Here is a 21,219-nt window from a genome sequence, read left to right on the forward strand (position 1 = left end):
TGGATTAAAGTGATTGTACCTGGCTTTTGGCCTGCAGCAGCCGGCCCAGATGAACTTTTATATTATTCCAGTATCCTGTATGATAGGCTTCCACCGGCGTAATATTATCCAGGACGGCGGCAATACTAACAGGGATGAGCCGGATATGATTGTTCATGAACTGTTGATTATAAGTGTACGGCTGTGTAGCCGCATATTTAAATATCCGGGTGCACAGCTGGAGGCTCCATTCCTCCTGGTGTTTGCAGGCGTATTCAATAATAGCGTCTGGGTGCTCATCAAAGAACTTCTCGCCGAACTCCTGTTGCTGTGCTGCCGGCAGCAGGGGAATGATATCTATATAAAATGTTTCACTGTGCTGCATAAACGAAAGTGCGCGCTCTTTATCTTCAAACCAGGCGATGGCCAGCACCAGCGCCGGGATAAAGGGCTTTAATGATTCCTGCTGCTGAAAGAGTGCAATGACCCTTTCCGTATCCCTGTGGAAATGCTCTTCCCAGCGGGAAGGGTGCACACTGCTGATCAGCTGGTACAGAACATGCGTATCGTCTGTAACGGTTTTATCGCTGCTGAACTTTTCGATGCCGCTCTGGAAGATACTCTCATCGGTTATTTCCGGAAGGGCCACAGTTACCTGTCCGTATTTATCCGGTTGAATGGCTCCGGCTATGATCTGCCAGTATTTTTCATGGAGGGAGGAGCCGGGCAGTTTTTTCAGGATGCGGGTAGCGGTTTCTTTTACCTGTTTACTTTTTTCCGTGAGAAGGGATTCCAGCCAGGGGATATCTGCCGGATCTGCGGGATGTTCCAATACGGAGAGCAGTTCTGTTTTTACTGTGACGCTTTCTCGGGGCCACGATTGTTCCAGCCAGGTGCGGGCCATCACGGGATCGGTAGCGCGCAGTTCTTTCAGGGCTTCCACCCGTTGCGCGGTGGCGCCATTCTGCCACCTGTCTTCAATGGTGTCTGCCACGCGGGAGAAATTCCAGTCGGGGTTAAAGTGACCAAGCCATGCTGCGCGTTGTCCACCGGTGGCGGCAACCAGTGCGCGCAGCGATTTATTTCTCCATCCCTTGTCGAGTATCAGGGGTAGCTGGGCCGGGGGCACCAGTACATTGGCTTTTACGCAGTATTCCAGCCAGAGCTGAAGCAGTTGTATGCTTTCCGTTTCCAGCACCTGGTGCAGTACGCGGATGGCGGCGGGTTTGCAGTAGGCTTTTGTTTCAGGCGGGCAAACCTTCATTGGCGCAACATTGGCAGTGATGGGCTGTGTACCGCTTTGCCGGTAATTATACAGCACTGCTGCCAGTTGCAGGAACTTATCTTCTTTATCAGTATCGGTTTGTGCCAGTATGGTATCTGCCGTCTGTAACAGCGGGCCGCTCATACCGGCGCTGCCGGCCTGCTTTTTAGCGGTGCCGAGAAGGGCGGTATTTATAAGTTGATTCCAGTGCTCCATTATAATATCTTGTATTCCTGTTCATGCCAAACGCCAATAGGTTCGTATTGGGTTTCTTTTCCTGTAACTGCCATGTGCAGGGGGCTTCCGCCGCTCAGTGCCAGCAGTTTCCAGATATGCTGGAATGTTTTTTTTAAGGGCATCAGTTGCTGCCGGCTGTCCTGCAGCCACCATTGTTCCGCATGCCAAACGGGGGTGAGGTCTGCAATCGTATATACCTGGTCGTTATAAACTGGGAGTACTTCGCTGATGTTGGTTTGAGCCGATACCACTTCCTGCCACCCGGCATATCCGCTGAAAGAATGATTGGGCGGCACGGTCACCTGTTGTTTGATGAGTGCGCGGAGCGGTGCTGCGGACGGATAAAATACCAGTTCCGCATTAATGGCGCTGCCGGGAGTGAGGGCATTGCTGATGGTGCTTTGTCCGCGTACATAAAACTGCAGGATGAGCGCAGGCCGTTTGGTATGCACGCCATGCAGCCAGTAGCGTTCTACCACGAGGCGGTCTTCCTCCGTAGTTTGTTTTCCCAGCACCTGCCAGGTATCGGTGATACCGGTTTGTTCTTTCAGTTCTTCCTGCGAGGTGGAAAAGCCGGTGAGGGTACGTATATCCTGTTGCAATGCGGGGGGCAGTGCTGAAAGGTGCTGGTAGCCTTGTATTACGAGGTAAATACGTACCAGCTGATTCATGAATGCCGATTGCCAGCCTTCATGAAAGTAGCTGATGTCTGCCAGTTCCCGCATCATACCGGCAAGCCCGGGGGCCTGTGCGTCTACCATGCGGCGGATCATATTTTCAAAGAAGGAGGGGTCTTTTTCAGGCAGGTCCATAATACCATTGCGTACCAGGTCTTTCATCCAGCGGAGCAGTTCTGCTGTGCCATCGCTTACCTTTTGCATGCGCGCCTGCTGCCGTTTAGCCTGTGCGCCCGTATCCGGCTGCTTCTCCGCAGCAGTGGCGGTGGTAATTTTCTTTTCCTCCCTTTCAGCGCGTTTGGAGAGCCATTCGCTCACCCAGGAGGGAGGTGTTGTTTCCGTGAAGGAAGCCGGTTGCCTTGAATAGAGCAGCAATAAGCCCAGCCCGTGTTTGCAGGGAAACTTACGGCTGGGGCAACTGCATTTGAATGCCATATTGCCGGTATCTATCTGTGTCTGGTATGGTTTGCTGCCGCTGCCCTGACACTCGCCCCATAAAGCTGATTCGCTGACGCCTTTGCTCACCCATTTAGCCGGGTTGGCCAGATCCTTCCCGGATTTACGGGAAGATTCATCAGGCGCCATCGCAAGCACTTGTTCGTCGGATAGGTTCAATGGATTAACGATTTAAAGCGCAAAGTAAATAATTCCATAAAATAAAAAACCAAATATCAGACAACACTACGCAGTGTATCTGATATCTGGTTTTATTATTTAAATATTGTTATGTTACAGGAAGCCGAGTTCCAGTTTAGCTTCTTCGCTCATCATATCTTTTGTCCATGGCGGATCAAAGGTAAGGTGAACATCTACATCGGAAACGCCTTCTATATTCCTGACCTTTTCATCTACTTCCCGGATAATATCACCGGCTACAGGGCAACCAGGGGCGGTAAGGGTCATGTCGATACCGATCCTGTTATTTTCCTTGATCTTTACTTCGTATACCAGTCCAAGTTCCCATATGTTCACCGGGATTTCCGGGTCGAATACGGTTTTGAGCTGTGCTTCTATCTGTTCTCTTAATGTTGCTTCACTCATTGCTGGTTAATTTTAGCCTGGTAGGCGATAGCATACAGTTTCATTTGCTTGAGCATACTCAGCAACCCGTTGGAGCGGGTGGGAGAGAGATGGCTGCTCAGGCCGATGGCATCTATAAAATAAATTTCAGCTGTAGCAATTTCCTGTGGCGTATGACCGGAAAGTACATATATCATCAGGCTTACGAGGCCTTTGGTGATCACAGCGTCGCTGTCTGCAGTAAAAAACAGTTTCCCGTCTTTCAGTTCTGTGTGCAGCCATACGCGCGACTGGCAGCCTTTGATGAGATTGTCCGGTGTTTTATATTCTTCTGAGATGAGTGGTAATTCTTTACCCAGCTGGATGATATATTCGTATTTATCTTCCCAGCTGCCCATCACCGAAAAATCGGATATTATTTCTTCCTGTATTTCCTGGATCGTCATATTCACCTGTTTACAAAAGCATGGCGACGGCTCTTTTGATGCCGGCTACCAGTTTGTCTATTTCTTCTTTGGTATTATAGAAAGAAAGGGAAGCGCGCACGGTGCCGGGGATCTTAAAGATATCCATCAGTGGTTCGGTGCAATGGTGCCCTGTTCTTACTGCGATGCCTTGCTGGTCCAGCAGTTCACCCATATCAAACGGGTGGATGTTGTGTACCAGGAAGGAGATGGCGCCGCTTCTTTCTGCCGCGTCGCCGATAAAGCGGATCCCATCGATCTTACGCAATTCCTGCATGGCATATTCCATCAGCTCTTCTTCCCATTGCTGGATTTTAGAGATACCGGTTTGCTGCAGGTATTCGATAGCGGTGCCCAGTGCGATGCCACCGGCAATGTTGGGCGTACCTGCTTCAAATTTATACGGCAGTTCGTTGTAGATCGTTTTTTCGAAAGTAACGGTTTTGATCATATCTCCGCCGCCCTGGTAGGGGGGCAGTTTATCGAGCCAGGCCTTTTTACCATAGAGCACGCCGGTACCGGTAGGACCATAAATTTTATGGCCGGAGAAGGCCAGGAAATCTACATCCAGTGCCTGTACATCGATGCTGATATGCTGGATAGCCTGTGCAGCATCGAGCAGTACCGGGATATTACGTGCATGCGCCAGCGTTATGATATCCTGTACCGGGTTAATGGTTCCCATGGTATTGGAAACATAGGTAACGGCTACTATTTTCACGGAGTCGTCCAGCAGGGCTTTGTAAGCATCCATGAGGAGCTCTCCGCGATCGTTGATAGGAATTACTTTCAGTTTGGCGCCGGTTTCTTCGCAGGCAATTTGCCAGGGCACTATATTACTATGGTGCTCCATGGCAGAAATGATCACGCTGTCGCCTTCCTTGAGGAAACGGCGGCTGAAGGTATTGGCCACCAGGTTGATGCCGGCGGTGGTGCCTGCAGTGAAGATCACTTCATGGGGATCGGCGGCATTGATATAGCCTGCAATGGTGATGCGGGCTTTTTCGTATGCGTTGGTAGCTACCTGGCTCAGGTGATGTACACCCCGGTGCACATTGCTGTTATATTCTTCGTAATAGCGGGCTTCCGCGTTTATTACGACCTGTGGTTTCTGCGTGGTAGCTCCGTTATCGAAGTATACCAGCGGTTTACCATGTACCTGTTGCTGCAGGATAGGAAAATCCTTTCTGATCTGCTTTACATCCAGGCCTTCGGTGACTATGTTAGCAATATGTTCCATCGTTAATTTAGTTATTCATGATCTCCGCAATCTGCGTCTGCAGGAAATGTTGCAGGGCAGGCACCTTCACAGCATCTGTGATATCGTGGGAGAAGGCGTTTACCATCAGTGCTTTTGCCGCATCTTCACCAATACCGCGTGAGCGGAGGTAGAACATGGACTCCTCGCTGAACTGACCGGCAGTAAAACCGTGGCTGCACTTTACATCATCGGCATAAATTTCCAGCTGTGGCTGGGAGTTTATGTCCGCTTTGGTACCGAGCAGGAGGTTATTGTTCTGCTGGAAAGCATTTGTTTTCTGTGCTTCCTGGTGTACAAGGATCTTGCCGGTAAATACGCCGTTGGCGTTATCGAGCAGTACGCCTTTGTACAGTTCGTTGCTGTTGCAATCGGGCATGATGTGATCCATAAAGGTATGGTTATCTACATGCTGGTGCTTGCTGGCAATATAGAGGCCGTTCAGGTTAGTTTCGGTATGACTGCCATTAAGCGCCACGCTCAGGTTGTTACGGGTGAACGGGGTACCGGGCAGGGTGAAATTAAAATGATGGTAACGGCTGTCTTTATGTTGCTGTGCAGCGGTGGTATGTACTTCACGGAAGCTTTCTGCGCCCTGTTGTACATTATAGTGCCACAGTTCCGCGTTTTCCATTACCACGGTTTCCAGTACGCTGTTCGCAAATGCGATGGTATTGGTTTCCGGGTGTATGGAAGTTTCGATAATGGTAGCGGCAGCGTTCCTGTTCAGTACCCACAGGTGGCGGGGCTGAATGAAAGCATGCGCTGTACAGGAGTAAACGTGTACTACATGTATGGGTTTATCGATCACGGTGTTGGCTGCCAGTTCAATATACAGGCCATCTGCAAAGAGGGCTGTATTCAGTTGCGCCATTGATTCGGCTGCCAGGTGCTGCTGTTCGTTGAAATAAGCAGCGAAACCGGGGGCGGTAGTGTGGGCGCTCATTGCGCCAACGGTGATGCCTTTACCTTGCGGCAGTGTAGATTGTTCTGCCTGGAGATGGCCGTTTACCAGCACAATGCGGTAGCAGTCCAGTTCAGGAATGGCAGTACTGTTCACCACATCTTCCGGTACACAGGAAGCGGTAGAGAGCAGTTCATATGAAAACTCTTTCAGGTAGCGCTGAATATTCGTGTAGCGCCATGCTTCCGTTTTCAACGTAGGAAGGCCTATCGTTGAAAAACGCTCCAGCGCTTTGCGGCGGACATCCTGCAATATATCTGTAGCGAGGGAGGGAACCTGCGCCGACAGTGCATTTACATCTTCAGTTAACGCCTGGTAAAATGGCAATATCATATCGCTTGTCATAGTTCTTTTTATACAGATTCTTTCAAATGTAATTCCTCTTTCAGCCAGTCGTATCCTCTTTCTTCAAGTTCCAGTGCCAGCTCTTTGGTACCGGTTTTAATGATACGGCCATTGTATAATACATGTACAAAGTCAGGTATGATATACTCCAGCAGGCGTTGATAGTGGGTAATTACTACGAAGGATTTTTCTGCATCACGTAATTTGTTCACTCCATTGGAAACAATACGCAGTGCATCGATATCCAGTCCGGAATCTGTTTCATCCAGTATAGCCAGCTGAGGGTCCAGCATCGCCAGTTGGAAAATTTCGTTACGTTTCTTTTCTCCGCCGCTGAATCCTTCGTTGAGGGAACGGTTCATCAGGTTGGAGTGGAAGTCAACCAGCTGTTGTTTTTCTTTGGTCAGCTTCAGGAATTCCCTTGCTTCGAGGGCGGGAAGGCCTTTGTACGCCCTGATTTCATTCAGTGCGGTTTTAAGGAAGTTGAGATTAGAAACACCTGGTATTTCAACAGGGTATTGAAAAGCGAGGAAAACACCTTCACGGGCGCGGTCTTCCGGAGCCATATCCAGCAGATTTTTGCCATTGAACCAAACTTCCCCTTCGGTAACCGTGTAGTTATCACGTCCGGCGAGAACAGAAGCCAGTGAGCTTTTACCGGAACCGTTGGGCCCCATGATAGCATGCATTTCTCCTTTGTTTATTTCGAGATTAATGCCTTTCAGAATTTTTTTCCCTTCTACTTCTGCGTGCAGATTTTTGATCGTCAGCATGATTGTTTTATTTCGTTCTGTATGTATTAAGTTGGATAATGAATTATCCAACACTTCCTTCAAGTGTAATAGATAATAATTTTTGTGCTTCCACTGCAAATTCCATTGGCAGCTGGTTCAGTACTTCCTTCACATAACCGTTTACGATGAGGGCAACTGCTTTTTCGCTGTCGATGCCCCGCTGGTTCAGATAGAAGATCTGGTCTTCCCCGATCTTCGAAGTGGTGGCTTCGTGTTCGATCATGGCAGTTTTGTTCCTTGATTCGATGTATGGGAAGGTGTGTGAACCGCATTGGTTACCGATGAGCAGGGAGTCGCACTGGGTAAAGTTACGTGCATTATCTGCCCGGGGCCCTACGGCTACCAGTCCGCGGTAGCTGTTATCACCCCGGCCGGCGGAAATACCTTTGGAGATGATACGGCTTTTGGTGCCTTTACCGATGTGGTGGATCTTGGTACCGGTATCAGCGATCTGTTTGTTGCGGACTACTGCTACGGAATAGAATTCACCTTCTGAGTGATCGCCCTGCAGGATTACGCTGGGGTATTTCCAGGTAATAGCGGAACCGGTTTCCACCTGTGTCCAGGAGATCTTGCTGGCAGCGCCTTTGCAGATACCTCTTTTGGTAACGAAGTTATAGATACCGCCTTTACCGTCTTTATCGCCGGGATACCAGTTTTGTACGGTAGAGTATTTTATTTCAGCCTGTTCCAGGGCTATCAGTTCCACTACTGCCGCATGCAGCTGATTTTCATCGCGCATAGGGGCGGTGCAGCCTTCGAGATAGCTTACGTAACTGTTATCGTCGGCAATGATCAGGGTGCGTTCAAACTGGCCGGTGTTCTGGGCATTGATACGGAAGTAAGTGCTCAGTTCCATCGGGCAGCGTACTCCTTTGGGAATGTAAACGAAAGAGCCATCGGAAAATACGGCGGCGTTGAGCGCAGCGAAGATATTATCTGTGTGAGGTACCACGCTGCCCAGGTATTTCTTTACCAGATCAGGATGTTCCTGCACGGCTTCACCGAATGAGCAGAAGATCACGCCCATTTCTTTCAGTTTGCCTTTGAAAGTGGTGGCTACAGACACGCTGTCGAAAACGGCATCCACGGCTACGCCGGTAAGCGCTTTCTGTTCATTGAGGGGAATACCCAGTTTTTCGAAAGTAGCCAGCAGTTCCGGATCTACTTCGTCCAGGCTGTTGAGCTGTTTTTTCTTACGTGGCGCTGCATAATAGGAAAGTGCCTGGAGATCCAGCTCCGGCATTTCAAAATGCTGCCATTTGGGAAATTCCATTTTTTTAAATGCGGCAAATCCTTTCAGGCGCCATTCCAGTAGCCATTCGGGTTCATTCTTCTTCGCCGAAATAAAACGGATGATATCTTCATTCAGCCCCGGGGGAGCTATATCCATTTCAATATCGGTGCTAAAGCCAAACTCGTATTCCTTATTGGCTATATCATCAATTATTTCGTTACTGTTGATCATACAAGTTTAATATTTAAACCGCAAAGCTCTCGCCGCAGCTACAGGTTCTGGTTGCATTTGGATTGTTAAAGTAGAGGCCTTTTCCGTTAAGTCCGTCTGAATAGTCCAACTCCGTACCATACAGGTAAAGGAGACTTTTCATCTGTACCACTACTTTTACGCCTTTATCTTCAAAAACCTGGTCGCCTTCTTCTTCGGTTGCTTCAAATTTCAACACATATTCAAGACCTGAGCATCCACCACCTTTTACGCCTACACGTACAAAGGTGCCTGGCGCATGATGTTCTTTTTCCATCAGCGCTTTGATATATTCTCCTGCTTTTTCTGAAACGGTTATCATACTCAGAATTTGTTTTTATTAGCTATTTACCGGTTTCCCGGCCTTCCTTATCTTTTATCCTTCAATACCAGCTACTACATGCGATTTGGCCGCACACAGCAACTGTACCATCATATCCAGTTTATTTTTATAGAACTCGGTGATCCCGCGGGTTGCCGGGTCATACAGGTTGTCTTTCAAAATCGGCAGGGAGTATGGCAACACCCACGCTCTCAGCGCCTTAGCCACTGCATCCATTGCGTTTATACCCTGCATCGCCTGGGTGCCGTCTGCCCAGGACAGCAAAGCTACAACCTTTCCTGTTAAATAAGGACGCTGGTTCTTGCTTGTCATTTCCAGCCAGTCCAGGCAATTTTTCATGGCGCCCGTCATGCTGCCATGATATAATGGAGTCATCCAGATATGCAGGTCAGCCTTGCAAAAGGCTTTACACATGGCATCTACCGCGGGTGGCTTCAATCCTGCTTCTGCCTGGGAGAAAAATGGGATCTGGGTGTTACCAAGACTAAAGATCTCTGGGGAAAATCCATTCTCTTTCAACCTTTCCGTCAGGTATGCCGCCAACTGGTTGGAAGTGGCATAAGGACGGTCATCTATTGCACCATTAAATATCAGGACGTTCATTAATATTTAACATTTAGAGATTAAAATGATTATGAGATTAAATTTTGATGAAGGATCTCATAAACTCACCAAAATCCCAAAATCTTTTTTTTAGCTTTCACAAAAATACCGATATTTGAGAATAAAACAAGTAAGAACTTGGAAAATTATCCAATACGAACCAAGAATGCTGCCGACCGGTTTTTGACCTTGCTCAAGACCAGGGGGCCCCTGCCTGCAGCAGAACTGGCCAATGAATTGGGTATTACCGGAGAGGGCGCCCGTCTTCAACTGCTGAAGCTGGCAGAAGAGGGACTGGTGCAGTCGGAAAGTGCTTCCAAAGGCGTAGGACGCCCTGTTTTAATATGGAGCCTTACCCCGCTGGGTAATGCCCGCTTCCCGGATACCCATACCGAACTCACCCTTCAGATCATTCAAACCATTAAGAATGTATTAGGTAAGGAAGCGCTCGATAACGTGGTAAACGCCAGGGAAAAAAGCCAGCTCGAGAAATACAGCAGCGCCCTCGAAGGCGTTAACGGTCTGGAAAACCGGCTCACCTCGTTTGCAGCCATCCGTTCCGGCGAAGGCTACCTGGCCGAATGGAAAAAAGAAGGCGATACCTATTACTTTATAGAAAATCACTGTCCCATTTGCTGTGCCGCCACAGAATGCGACAATATCTGTACTTCAGAGATGCGGACCTTTGTCAGCATACTCGGCGAAAAAATGAATGTATCCCGTATGGAGCATATCATCAATGGCGCCCGCCGTTGCGTGTATAAAATTGAAGCCGCGGATGTTGTCTGACTCAGGATTAAACTTATTACGCTGATTTGATCTTGTAATGATTATAAAGGATTTGGGGAGATAAAAGCGAATACCTGTACTGCACCCCAAAGTTTAGACTTTTTTTGATTAGGCGGCTTGAGTTCGATATTGTATTGGACTCAAGCCGTTTAGTTTTAATTTGATTCTATCATTATTATAATATTCTATATATTCTCGAATATCCTTTTCCAGTGTAATTATGGAATCATATTTTTTCAGATAAAACAACTCTGACTTCAATATTGAAAAGAAGCCTTCCATAGCTGCATTATCGAGGCAATTCCCTTTTCTAGACATACTTTGCCTGATTTTATTGCCCTTAAATAATCGTTGCCAGGCCTTCATTTGGTATTGCCATCCCTGATCAGAGTGAATGATTAATTTTGTTTTTTTTGGCAGCTTAGTCAAGGCATTCTTTAGCATTTCTACAGTCTGATTACCTCTGGAATGTCTATCCAATGTATAGCTGATTATTTCACCGTTATATAAGTCCATGATTGGTGATAAATACAATTTTTCCCCTCCTACACTAAACTCCGTTACATCTGTTACCCATTTCTGATTGGGCTTGGCAGCATAAAAATTACGTTGTAGCAGATTGGGGGCTATTTTACCAAGTTCCCCTTTATAGGATTTGTACTTCTTTACTTTTACCAATGACTTAATCCCCAATTCTCTCATGATTCGCAGTACAGTTTTATGGTTAACAATGATGCCTTGTTTTCTTACAGCCAGCATAATTCGTCTATAGCCATATCTGCCTTGATGATGATGATAAATCTGCAGGATTTGAGTTTTTAGATTTGTTCTTTTGTCTTGTCGCGTTTTCTGATAATAGTAAAATGTACTTCTTGCCATCCCTGCTGCTTTTAAAAGCAGATCCTGGTTGTAATCGCGCCTTAATTCCCTGATGGCTTTTGCTCTTTTTTCTTTTTGTTTTGAGCTTGTTCTTCCTTCATTAAGGCATCCAACTTTTTTAGGTACGCATTTTCGGTGCGCAGCCATTCATTTTCCGCTTTCAGGGCTGCTAATTCTTGTTGTTCAGTTGTTAAGTTCTGATCTACTTTCGATGTTTTACGTTTCATGGGTTGTTTCTTTTGACCACTTCCCACCATTAGTAATCCCTGGCGGCCCTCACGCTTGTATATACATAACCAGTTATAGATGGTAGGAGCACTTGAGATACCGAAAATAGCGCTGGCCTCCATCAAAGATAAGGGCTTATTTAAAATTTCCTCAACTACTTTGACCCTGAATCTACTCGTGTACACCTTTAAACCAACCTGCAACTTTAGGCTTGCTTTACCTGCGATTCGATAATGCTCAAGCCATTGTTGGATACAAAAACGACTACATCCATAACGTCTGGCCACTGAACTAACGGACTGATGATCATTCCAAACTGCCCTCACAATTGCTAATTTTTGCTCAAAACTGTATTTCCTGCGTTTATCCATAAAAAATGCCCCCTAAAAGTGTCTAACTTTTAGGGGGCAGTACATACCTTCGCTTTTATCTCCCCAAATCTTTTAAATCCACAGTAATCAAATCAGTGTAATCAGCGTAATAAGTTTAATCCTGAGTCAGACAACATCCGCGTTATTTTAAGATGAGCACCAGTGTGCCCGCAATAATAAGCCCAGCTCCAATGGCTGTTTTCAGCGTGATGGCTTCGTGCAGGAAAATGGCTGATAATACAATAGTGAGCGCTACACTGAGTTTATCCACCGGGGCTACCTGCGACACCTGCCCGGCCTGGAGCGCCTTAAAATAAAAAAGCCAGGAGCAGCCGGTGGCAATACCAGATAATATAAGGAATAGCAACCCGTGCTTTGAAACGGTGCCCACACTTTTATATTCCCCTCCCGCAAACACAATGGCCCAGGCCAGCACCAGTATCACGAGCGTTCTGATGGCTGTGGCCAGGTTGGAAGGAATATCCGCTACCCCGATCTTGGCAAGGATAGCAGTTAAGGCCGCAAAGAAAGCAGACAGCAAAGCATAAATCCACCACATATTTTCCTGGTTTAGGTCCGAAGTTATTTCTCAAAACTGTAGAAATATTGTAGCGCCTCAGATCTTTCTTCCTAAAATTTTCAAACTTCTTTCCACGCCATCCAGCACCGCTATTTCCGGCAGGTGCGCCCATTCTTCAAAGCCCATCTTCATAAACAGTTTCAGGCTGGGCTCATTATGTGCAAAGATGAAACCCAGCAATGTTTGCACACCAAATTCCGGTCCTATGCTAATAGCATATTGCAGTATTTCCTTTCCAAACCCTTTGCCCCTGGCGCTTTCATCGAGATAGATACTTATTTCTACGGTGCCGTTGTAGGCGGGTCGGCCGTAAAAGGACTGGAAGCTCATCCATCCCGCATTGCTGCCGTTGCTGTCAATCATCCACAGGGGGCGACGGATACTGTCGTGCGCATGAAACCAGGCCAGGCGGCTTTCAACGGTTACCGGTGAAGTATCGGCAGTCACCATCCTACTGGCAATGGTAGTGTTATAAATTTCAACGATCCTTGGCAGGTCGGCTTCCGTAGCATGCCGGAATTGTAAGCTCATAGTGTATAATAATTAAAAGATGGATTCACGTGTGTGCTCGCTCCTTAAAAGACTGTAAAGCTCCGCGTTTACAAATTTTCCTTTCTCAAAAAAAGCATCCCTCAGGAAACCTTCGTAACGGAATCCCAGCCTGGTCAGCAGCTTGGACGACGCGATGTTTTCGGGATCCACAAAAGCTTCTATGCGGTTAAACTGCAACTCTTCATAGCCGTAGGCGAGCATAACGCTTACCGCATCTTTCATAATGCCCTTACCCCAGTAGAAGGGCCGCAGGTCGTAACCAATCTCGGCTTTGAAATGTGTTTTGCTGATCTTATGATACCCGCAGGTACCTATCAGTTCATCCCTCCCGGCCAGTGTAATGGCCCATCGCATGCCTTCTTCCTTTTCCAGGCTCTGGTGAAAGAACTGGATGATCTGGGTGGCTTCACTGATATTGGTGAAGGAATCAATATCCATATATTTTGTGACCGCATCATCCGAGAAGTGGCTGAACAGTGCGGCAGCGTCTTTGTCTTCTATAGGTCGCAGCACCAGGTCGCCGGTACTTAAAACAGGTAAATGCATGATCTGGTTGCCGGTTTAGATGAACGCAAAGCTAACAGATATTGATATATTGTCCATAGGAACATTGATTTTAATCCCGCTTTAATGCCCGCCCGGGTAAACAATCCTACTTTTGCAGGGGTTATTGCTTATAATTTTTTGATATGAAAATACTGGTTATAGAAGATGAAGTTAAAGTGGGGGCTTTTATTAAAAGGGGACTGGAAGAGCATCACCACCAGGTGGATGTGTATACAGATGGCATTGGCGGTCAGCAGGCAGCCCTGGAGCAGGACTATGATCTGATTTTACTGGACCTGATGTTGCCGGGCATCAACGGTACTACCGTTTGCAGGAACCTGCGCGCACTGGATATTGCTGTGCCTGTATTAATGCTTACTGCGCTGAATGCTACACAGGATATTGTAGAAGGGCTGAATGCCGGCGCAGATGATTACCTGGCCAAGCCTTTTCACTTCTCTGAACTGATAGCCCGTATCAATGCATTGTCAAGGAGGAAAAGCCATTTCCACCAGGAACAGGCGGTGCTTACCTTTGCAGATCTGCAGCTGAATACCCACACTAAAACTGCCAGCCGCGAAGGACAGGAAATTGTGCTCACCGCAAAAGAATACGCACTGCTGGAATTGTTGCTCCGCAATACCGGTAAAGTGCTTTCCCGGGCGCTTATTTCTGAAGCCGTATGGGGACTGGAGTTCGACACAGGTACCAACACTATTGATGTATACGTTAACTATCTCCGGAATAAAATAGAGAAGGGCTTTACCGGCGAGAAGCTGATCCATACGGTAGTAGGGATGGGTTATGTGATGAAACAGAAATAGCTTATGAAGATCCGTCACCGGTTATCACTGCAGTTTACGCTGATCTCAGGCATTATCCTCACCGTTGTTTTCGTACTGATATACCTGTTATCCGCCCAATATATCCAGAACAGTTTTTATAAACTGTTGCAGATGCGTGCGCTGGTAACTGCGCAGGTATACCTTGAAAAAGATGAGCTCACAAAAAAGAAATTCCTGGAGATTGAAAAGAGCTACCGGGAACGCATACCCGATGAATCCAGTAATATTTATGATCAGCATAACCAGGGTGTATTTATTGAAAAAACGAGGTATAACTGGCCGGTATCCCTGTTGGAAACCATCCGTCATAAAGAAGTGTACCGGTTCCGTTTCCGGGAAGAATCGGGGTTGGGCATTTATTATCCCGATAACCAGGGCGATTTTGTAGTGATTGTTACCGCGCGTAATACGGCAGGCATCCAGCAACTGCAATATCTTTTATGGATACTCATCGTCATGTTCTTTGCGGCGCTGCTCATCATTTTCCTGATGGGGCAATGGTATGCCAGCAGGGCGCTGGAGCCTATTAAGAACATTAACCGGCAGGTACAGAAGATCCGCTCCAATAACCTGCATATGCGTGTACAGCAAGGGTTGAATAAAGATGAAATAGATGAACTGGCCACTAATTTTAATGGCCTGCTGCAACACCTGGAACAGGCCTTTGATATGCAGCGCTCATTTGTATCCAATGCATCCCATGAGTTGCGTACACCTTTAACTACCATTATCGGGGAGATAGAAGTAACGCTTCAGAACAGCCGCAGCCGGGAAGAGTATGTGCAAACGCTGGGTACTTTACTGGGTGAATCTGAAAAGCTGAAGATCATTACCGATGGCTTGCTGCAGCTTACCAGGGTGGATGCTAACCTTACGGAAGCCAATAGTGAATTGATCCGGCTGGACGAACTACTGTGGGAGCTGTCGGAATACTGGCGCCACAAAACACCCGCATCGCAGTTGCATGTACAGCTCAGCGGCCTGCCGGAGGATGCTTCCCTGCTGTGTATCCGGGGCAACCGTTCCCTGCTGACGCTGGCGTTACAGAATATTCTCCGGAATGCGTTTAAATTTTCGTATAACCATGACGTTAGTTGCCTGCTTTCCTACAGCAACAGCGGCCTTAGCCTCTCTGTAAGCGACAAAGGTATTGGCATTGAGGCGGCAGACACAGAAAAGATATTTATGCCGTTGTACCGGGCGGATAATGCGCATACTTTCGACGGGTATGGCATCGGTTTATCGATGACTCAAAAGATCCTGCATCTGCATAAAGCCACTGTCACCGTAAGCAGTGTAATAGGCCAGGGCACTACGTTTAATATATTCTTTACGCCTGCCGGTAAATTCTAATCCGGTTTTAACTTTATTCTAATAAGCTGCTAATAGCCTTACGCCATCTTTGTGCAACGAAAAAAAGTTGTATGATCAATAGATTAGCAGGGCTTACCTGGCTTGTACTGTTTGCCACTGTGTTCCGTACCGCTGCATCAGCACAGGAGAAAGACACATTAACGATAACATTGCCGCAGGCGGAGCAGCAATTCCTGCAAAAAAATATCCCTTTACTTACCCAGCGTTACAGTATTGATTCGGCCAAAGCCGGCGTGATCACAGCCAGGCTGTATGATAACCCGCAGGTGACTTTTGAAAACGGGTTGTATAACCATACTACCAGGAAGTGGTTCGACTTCTCCTATGAAGGACAGAACACCCTGCAGGCAGAACAATTGTTTAAAATGGCCGGTAAGCGGAATAAGGCGGTAAAGCTGGCACAGAGCGGGGTAAAGATGAGCGAATACCAGTTCTACGACCTGTTGCGCACCCTGCGTTTTTCTCTTCACGATAACTTTTATGATCTCTATTATAAACAACGGTCGCTGGAAACCTTTGCCAGCCAGATTGCTTTTTTGCAAACGGTGGTGAGCGTGTTTACCGCGCAGCAGGCCCGGGGCAATATTGCACCCAAAGAGCTGGTGCGTATCAAATCGATGTTGTACGACTTACAGCATGATCATTTATCACTGCAACAGGATATTCTGCAAAGGCAGTCGGAGCTGGCGTTGCTCATAAGGGTGCCACCGGGTACTGTGATCCGGCCGGTATTGCCGGAAGGCGCGGGAGAGAAGCCGCAGGCGCTGACTTACAGTTATCAGTCGCTGCTGGATACAGCACGGGAAAACCGTTATGACCTGAAGATAGCGCAGGAAACAGTGAACTATAATCACCTGAACCTGCGGCTGCAGAAATCGATGGCTGTACCAGATCTGCAGGTAGGATTTTCATACGATAAGCAGGGCAACTTTGAACGCAATTATAATGGACTGAACATATCCATGCCGCTGCCATTTTTTAACCGCAACCAGGGGAACATAAAAACCGCCAGGGTAGCGTTGGAGAGCAGCAAGCTGCAGCTGGAAGGGCAGGAAGATGAGCTGGCGCATGAAGTGATGAACAGTTACCAGCTGGCGCTGCAAACAGAGAAGCTGATAAGTGAGTTTGATCCGGGGTTTGAAAATGAATATACCATCATGATGAATGAGGTGGAAAAAAATTTCAGGCTTCACAACATCGGGCTACTCGAATTCATCGACCTGTATGATGCCTACCGGAACAATGTCCTTAAAATGAATGCGCTGAAATACGATCGCCTGCATGCGCTGGAGTCGCTTAATTTCAGTACCGGCACGCCTGTTTTTCATCCCTGATAAATTTTCTCACATGCAATATTCAGTAAAACGTCATATACCTGCAATTGTTATCATTATATCCCTTAGTAGTATCATCACCGGCTGCGGCAGCAAAGCAGCGCCTGAAGCACCCCGTTCATGGACGCTTTCTGATTCTTTGCTCCGCACGCTGGTAGTTGATACTGCAACCGTCCGGCCTGTTGAAAGTGAAATACTGCTTACCGGGAAGATCACCGAGAACGAAGATAAGACGGCACGTATTTTCCCGATGGTGAGCGGTATTGTTACCGCTGTAAAGGTCCACTCCGGCGATTTTGTACAAAAAGGCCAGGTGCTGGCTATCATTAAAAGCCCTGAGATGGCTGGGTTCACGGCAGATCAGCGTATATCCGTTAACGATATGGAAACCGCCAGGAGAAATATGGAAGTAGCGGAATCATTTTATAAGAGCGGGTTAAACTCCCTCCGGGAATATGAAGAAGCCAAAAGTACTTATGACAAGGCCGTTGCCGCTTACAATAAATCGCAGGCCATCCTGGAGATCAACGGGGGCGGGCATCGTACCGACTATGCCGTGAAAGCACCGGTGCCGGGATTTGTGATCAGTAAGCGGGCTGCTGAAAGTATGCAGTGGCGGCCGGATAACACTGATCCCATTTTCGTGGTGGCTGATCTTAATAATGTATGGGCGATGATCAACATCTTTGAATCGGATATCGCCGGCATTCACGAGGGTGATAAAGTACAGATGAGTACTTTGTCTTACCCGGATAAAATTTTCTATGGTACTATCGATAAAATTTACAACGTACTGGATCCTGAGAATAAAGTAATGAAAGCCAGGGTGGTAGTGGATAACCCCGGTTTCCTGCTGAAGCCTGAGATGTTTGTAAGGGTCAAAGCCAACCGTCATTCCGATAGTAATACGGTAAGCATCCCTTCGAGGGGGATCATTTTTGATCACGACAAATATTATGTATTAGTGCGCTCCAACGCGAAGAGCGGTGTAACGGTAAAGGAAGTGAAGGTGGAGAAAACCAGTGAGGGACGCGCCTATATCAGTGCCGGTTTACAGGAGGGAGAGCAGGTAATAGCTTCCAGGCAGGTATTCATTTATGAAACGCTGAAGGATCAGCAGTAAAGGCCACTATTATGAACAGATTTATTAAGCGCATACTTGCTTTTTCTTTAAGCAACAGATACTTCATTTTTTTTGCTACAGGGGTATTGGCTGTTGCCGGCTACATCAGCTTTAAGCAGATCGGTGTGGATGCCTTCCCGGATGTTACCAATACATCCGTAACCATTATCACGCAATGGCAGGGCAGGAGCGCAGAAGAGGTGGAGAAGTTTGTAACAAGACCGATAGAGATTGCCATGAACCGGGCGCAAAAGAAAACGCATATCCGTTCTTCCTCACTGTTTGGATTATCTGTAGTGAAAGTGATTTTTGATGATGATGTGGACGATACTTTTGCACGGCAACAGATCAATAACAACATTACATCCGCTTCGCTGCCGGATGGAGTAGATCCCGAGATAGAGCCGCCCTATGGCCCCACCGGGGAAATTTACCGCTATACACTGCAGAGCAGCAAATTATCGGTAGCAGAGCTGAAAACCCTGCAGGACTGGGTGATTGAGCGGAATCTGTTGTCAGTGCCCGGAGTAGCGGATATTGTAAGCTTCGGAGGAGAGGTGAAAATTTACCAGGTAACTATTGACCCTGATAAGGCTGTACAGTATGATATTACAGCACAGGAGATGTACCAGGCATTATCTAAAAGTAATATCAATGTTGGCGGGGATGTGATCGTAAAAAATGCACAGGCATATGTGGTGAGAGGGATAGGTATCCTCAATAATACAGAAGAGATCAAAAATATTATTGTAGATCATATCAATGGTACGCCCATACTGGTAAAGGATGTAGCCGATGTAAGCATATCGGCGCTGCCCAGGCTGGGACAGGTGGGGCGCGACCAGGACTATGATGTTGTGGAAGGTATTGTGGTAATGCGGAAAGGGGAGAACCCTGCAGCCGTGATTGAAGCGCTGAAACAAAAGATAACGGAGCTGAATACACGTATTTTGCCGGATGATGTAAAGATAAAACCATTTTATAACCGGGAAGACCTGATCGATTTTTCCACGCATACTGTTTTGCATAATATGCTGGAAGGGATCATTTTTGTAACGGTGATCGTCTTCCTGTTCATGGCCGACTGGCGCACTACGGTGATCGTATCGGTGGTGATCCCGCTGGCGCTGTTGTTCGCGTTCATTTGTTTACGGATCAAAGGGATGAGCGCTAATTTGTTGTCTATGGGAGCTATCGACTTCGGGATCATTATAGACGGGGCCGTGGTAATGATGGAAGGGATTTTCGTGGTGCTCGACAGGAAAGCGCATAGTGTGGGGATGCACCGGTTCAATAAGCTGAGTAAAGCGGGAATGATCCGCAGGGCCTGCCTTGAAAATGGCAAGGGGATCTTTTTTGCAAAGCTGATCATCATCACCGGGTTGCTGCCTATTTTTACTTTTGAGAAAGTGGAGGGAAAGATGTTTTCGCCGCTTGCCTGGACGCTGGGGTTTGCCCTGCTGGGCGCACTGATCCTTACATTTACCCTGGTGCCGGCGCTGGCCAGCGTATTGCTCCGGAAGAATGTAAAGGAGAAGCATAATGTTTTCCTGGAATTTATTAACCGTATCACGCTGCGGATCTTTAACTATTGCTTCCGTCACCGGCGTATAGCCTTTACCGTATCGCTTATCGTACTGGCGTTTGGGTTATACTGTTTCAGGTTCCTGGGCACCGAATTCCTGCCCCAGTTGAATGAAGGGGCTATTTATATCCGGGCTACGGGGCCGCTGAGCACATCGCTGGATGAGTCGGTAAAGGTGGCCAATGATATCAGGCGTAAGCTGCTGACGTTCCCGGAAGTAAAGCAGGTAATGTCTCAAACAGGCCGCCCGAATGATGGAACCGATGCAACAGGATTTTATAATATTGAGTTTCACGTAGATATTTATCCGCAAAGCGAGTGGAAGAGCGGTCTCACGAAAGCAAGGCTGATAGAGCAGATGAACAATAAACTGGATGGTATCCCCGGTATTACGCTGAATTTCTCCCAACCGATCATGGACAATGTGGAGGAAGCGGTTTCCGGTGTAAAGGGCTCTATTGTAGTGAAGTTGTTTGGAGATGATTTTAAATTGATAGAGGAGAAGGAAGAATCGATTGAGAAGATCCTGAAAGGGGTGCATGGTATTGAGGATTTGGGTATCCTGCGGAATATTGGCCAGCCGGAGCTGCGCATTAACCTTGACCAGCAGAAGATGGCCCTGTATGGGGTGACCACGGAAGATGCGAATTCCGTTATAGAAATGGCCATAGGGGGAAAGGCGGCTACCCGCATTTATGAAGGGGAGAAGAGCTTCGATCTTCGTATACGCTATCCCGAAAGTTTCAGGGAAAGCGAGGTATCCATTGGCAATCTAACGATACCGACTATACGGGGCAATAAGATCCCGTTGAAAGAGATCGCGGAAATTGAGCATATAGTAGGACCTAGTATGATTTACAGGGATAAGCATATGCGGTATGGGGCTATTAAGTTTTCGGTAAGAGGCAGGGATCTGGGCAGTACCATTGCAGAGGCGCAACATAAAGTGAATGAGCAAATCTCTTTGCCGAAGGGATATGCCCTGGAGTGGGCCGGCGATTTTGAGAACCAGCAACGGGCCACAAAACGGCTGATGCAGGTAGTGCCCATTAGTTTATTGTTGATTTTCCTGATCCTGTTTATTCTTTTCGGTAAGGTGAAGGATGCGCTGCTGGTACTGAATAATGTGCCGTTTGCGATCATTGGCGGTATCTTTTCCCTGTGGCTTACCGGGATGAACTTTAGTATATCAGCTGGTATTGGCTTTATAGCTTTGTTTGGGATCTGTGTACAAAATGGTGTGATCCTGTTATCGAAGTTCAAAATGAATGTGCGTACCATGCACGCGGGCGCGCATTTCAATTTGCAGGGTGCCATCCTGGAAGGGGTGGAGTCGAGGATACGCCCCGTGATCATGACCGCGATGATGGCGGCTATCGGGTTACTTCCCGCTGCCACCAGTATGGGTATTGGATCTGAAACGGCACGGCCGCTGGCCCGTGTGGTAATAGGTGGGTTGATCACGGATACTTTTTTCAATCTTTTTATATTCCCGGTTGTGTTTTACTGGGTATATAAGAACCGGTTGAAGAAAGAGCCGTTATTATCGTAGCGATTGGTTGTGATTTATAGTGAGAAG

The 21,219-nt window shown here is 47.3% G+C and carries 21 protein-coding genes; 6 read left to right on the forward strand and 15 right to left on the reverse strand.

The window, feature by feature from the left end; translation table 11 throughout:
- Window positions 1-4: 4 nt before the first annotated feature.
- The 10 genes from ABIE50_RS15995 to ABIE50_RS16040 all read right to left on the reverse strand — a co-directional run bounded on the left by ABIE50_RS15995 (window position 5) and on the right by ABIE50_RS16040 (window position 9,434).
- Window positions 5-1,459: a DUF5691 domain-containing protein gene (locus ABIE50_RS15995; protein ID WP_209867290.1), complete on the reverse strand. Its 1,455-nt coding sequence runs from the start codon at window positions 1,457-1,459 to the stop codon at window positions 5-7.
- Window positions 1,459-2,772, reverse strand: a complete 1,314-nt coding sequence (locus ABIE50_RS16000; protein ID WP_209867292.1) for an SWIM zinc finger family protein — start codon at window positions 2,770-2,772, stop codon at window positions 1,459-1,461. The genes ABIE50_RS15995 and ABIE50_RS16000 overlap by 1 nt, the downstream gene beginning before the upstream one ends.
- A 114-nt stretch (window positions 2,773-2,886) precedes the next feature.
- Complete coding sequence (locus ABIE50_RS16005; protein WP_209867293.1) at window positions 2,887-3,198, reverse strand: DUF59 domain-containing protein; 312 nt, start codon at window positions 3,196-3,198, stop codon at window positions 2,887-2,889.
- On the reverse strand, window positions 3,195-3,623 hold the full coding sequence (locus ABIE50_RS16010) for a SufE family protein (protein WP_142685368.1): 429 nt from the start codon (window positions 3,621-3,623) through the stop codon (window positions 3,195-3,197). The genes ABIE50_RS16005 and ABIE50_RS16010 overlap by 4 nt, the downstream gene beginning before the upstream one ends.
- 10 nt (window positions 3,624-3,633) lie before the next feature.
- On the reverse strand, window positions 3,634-4,881 hold the full coding sequence (locus ABIE50_RS16015) for an aminotransferase class V-fold PLP-dependent enzyme (protein WP_209867295.1): 1,248 nt from the start codon (window positions 4,879-4,881) through the stop codon (window positions 3,634-3,636).
- A 7-nt stretch (window positions 4,882-4,888) separates the two neighbouring features.
- Complete coding sequence (sufD, locus tag ABIE50_RS16020) at window positions 4,889-6,208, reverse strand: Fe-S cluster assembly protein SufD (protein ID WP_209867297.1); 1,320 nt, start codon at window positions 6,206-6,208, stop codon at window positions 4,889-4,891.
- Window positions 6,209-6,216: 8 nt separating this feature from the next.
- Complete coding sequence (gene sufC, locus ABIE50_RS16025; protein WP_142685371.1) at window positions 6,217-6,981, reverse strand: Fe-S cluster assembly ATPase SufC; 765 nt, start codon at window positions 6,979-6,981, stop codon at window positions 6,217-6,219.
- 43 nt (window positions 6,982-7,024) lie between these two features.
- Window positions 7,025-8,470 (reverse strand): Fe-S cluster assembly protein SufB, encoded by a 1,446-nt coding sequence (sufB, locus tag ABIE50_RS16030; RefSeq protein WP_209867299.1) that lies wholly within the window; start codon window positions 8,468-8,470, stop codon window positions 7,025-7,027.
- Window positions 8,471-8,483: 13 nt separating this feature from the next.
- Entirely contained in the window at window positions 8,484-8,810 is a 327-nt protein-coding gene (locus ABIE50_RS16035; protein WP_142685373.1) for a HesB/IscA family protein, read from the reverse strand.
- Between the two features lie 54 nt (window positions 8,811-8,864).
- Window positions 8,865-9,434 carry an NADPH-dependent FMN reductase gene (locus ABIE50_RS16040; protein ID WP_142685374.1) on the reverse strand — a complete coding sequence of 190 codons (570 nt, stop codon included), beginning with the start codon at window positions 9,432-9,434 and terminating at the stop codon, window positions 8,865-8,867.
- A gap of 138 nt (window positions 9,435-9,572) precedes the next feature.
- Here ABIE50_RS16040 and ABIE50_RS16045 point away from each other — a divergent pair, with 138 nt between their 5' ends.
- Window positions 9,573-10,223, forward strand: a complete 651-nt coding sequence (locus tag ABIE50_RS16045; RefSeq protein ID WP_142685375.1) for a helix-turn-helix transcriptional regulator — start codon at window positions 9,573-9,575, stop codon at window positions 10,221-10,223.
- Between the two features lie 108 nt (window positions 10,224-10,331).
- Here the strand turns inward: ABIE50_RS16045 and ABIE50_RS16050 are convergent, their stop codons facing one another.
- The 5 genes from ABIE50_RS16050 to ABIE50_RS16070 all read right to left on the reverse strand — a co-directional run bounded on the left by ABIE50_RS16050 (window position 10,332) and on the right by ABIE50_RS16070 (window position 13,379).
- Window positions 10,332-11,249 (reverse strand): IS3 family transposase, encoded by a 918-nt coding sequence (locus ABIE50_RS16050; protein WP_209867494.1) that lies wholly within the window; start codon window positions 11,247-11,249, stop codon window positions 10,332-10,334.
- Window positions 11,144-11,701: a helix-turn-helix domain-containing protein gene (locus tag ABIE50_RS16055; protein WP_209867496.1), complete on the reverse strand. Its 558-nt coding sequence runs from the start codon at window positions 11,699-11,701 to the stop codon at window positions 11,144-11,146. The genes ABIE50_RS16050 and ABIE50_RS16055 overlap by 106 nt, the downstream gene beginning before the upstream one ends.
- A gap of 142 nt (window positions 11,702-11,843) precedes the next feature.
- Window positions 11,844-12,260 (reverse strand): EamA family transporter, encoded by a 417-nt coding sequence (locus tag ABIE50_RS16060; RefSeq protein ID WP_142685376.1) that lies wholly within the window; start codon window positions 12,258-12,260, stop codon window positions 11,844-11,846.
- A gap of 57 nt (window positions 12,261-12,317) precedes the next feature.
- Window positions 12,318-12,812 carry a GNAT family N-acetyltransferase gene (locus ABIE50_RS16065; protein WP_209857166.1) on the reverse strand — a complete coding sequence of 165 codons (495 nt, stop codon included), beginning with the start codon at window positions 12,810-12,812 and terminating at the stop codon, window positions 12,318-12,320.
- Between the two features lie 12 nt (window positions 12,813-12,824).
- Window positions 12,825-13,379 (reverse strand): GNAT family N-acetyltransferase, encoded by a 555-nt coding sequence (locus ABIE50_RS16070; protein WP_209857168.1) that lies wholly within the window; start codon window positions 13,377-13,379, stop codon window positions 12,825-12,827.
- A 143-nt stretch (window positions 13,380-13,522) separates the two neighbouring features.
- On the opposite strand from ABIE50_RS16070, the gene ABIE50_RS16075 reads away from it, so the two are divergent.
- From ABIE50_RS16075 to ABIE50_RS16095, 5 genes are all read left to right on the forward strand, one after another.
- Entirely contained in the window at window positions 13,523-14,203 is a 681-nt protein-coding gene (locus ABIE50_RS16075; RefSeq protein ID WP_209857178.1) for a response regulator transcription factor, read from the forward strand.
- Between the two features lie 3 nt (window positions 14,204-14,206).
- Window positions 14,207-15,577 carry a sensor histidine kinase gene (locus tag ABIE50_RS16080; RefSeq protein ID WP_209857181.1) on the forward strand — a complete coding sequence of 457 codons (1,371 nt, stop codon included), beginning with the start codon at window positions 14,207-14,209 and terminating at the stop codon, window positions 15,575-15,577.
- 71 nt (window positions 15,578-15,648) lie between these two features.
- Window positions 15,649-16,932 (forward strand): TolC family protein, encoded by a 1,284-nt coding sequence (locus ABIE50_RS16085; protein ID WP_209857183.1) that lies wholly within the window; start codon window positions 15,649-15,651, stop codon window positions 16,930-16,932.
- 13 nt (window positions 16,933-16,945) lie between these two features.
- Window positions 16,946-18,055 (forward strand): efflux RND transporter periplasmic adaptor subunit, encoded by a 1,110-nt coding sequence (locus tag ABIE50_RS16090; protein WP_209857185.1) that lies wholly within the window; start codon window positions 16,946-16,948, stop codon window positions 18,053-18,055.
- 11 nt (window positions 18,056-18,066) lie between these two features.
- Window positions 18,067-21,192 (forward strand): efflux RND transporter permease subunit, encoded by a 3,126-nt coding sequence (locus tag ABIE50_RS16095; RefSeq protein WP_209857187.1) that lies wholly within the window; start codon window positions 18,067-18,069, stop codon window positions 21,190-21,192.
- Window positions 21,193-21,219: the final 27 nt, after the last annotated feature.

The sequence above is a fragment of the Chitinophaga sp. OAE865 genome, assembly GCF_040546735.1.
Lineage (GTDB): Bacteria > Bacteroidota > Bacteroidia > Chitinophagales > Chitinophagaceae > Chitinophaga > Chitinophaga polysaccharea_A.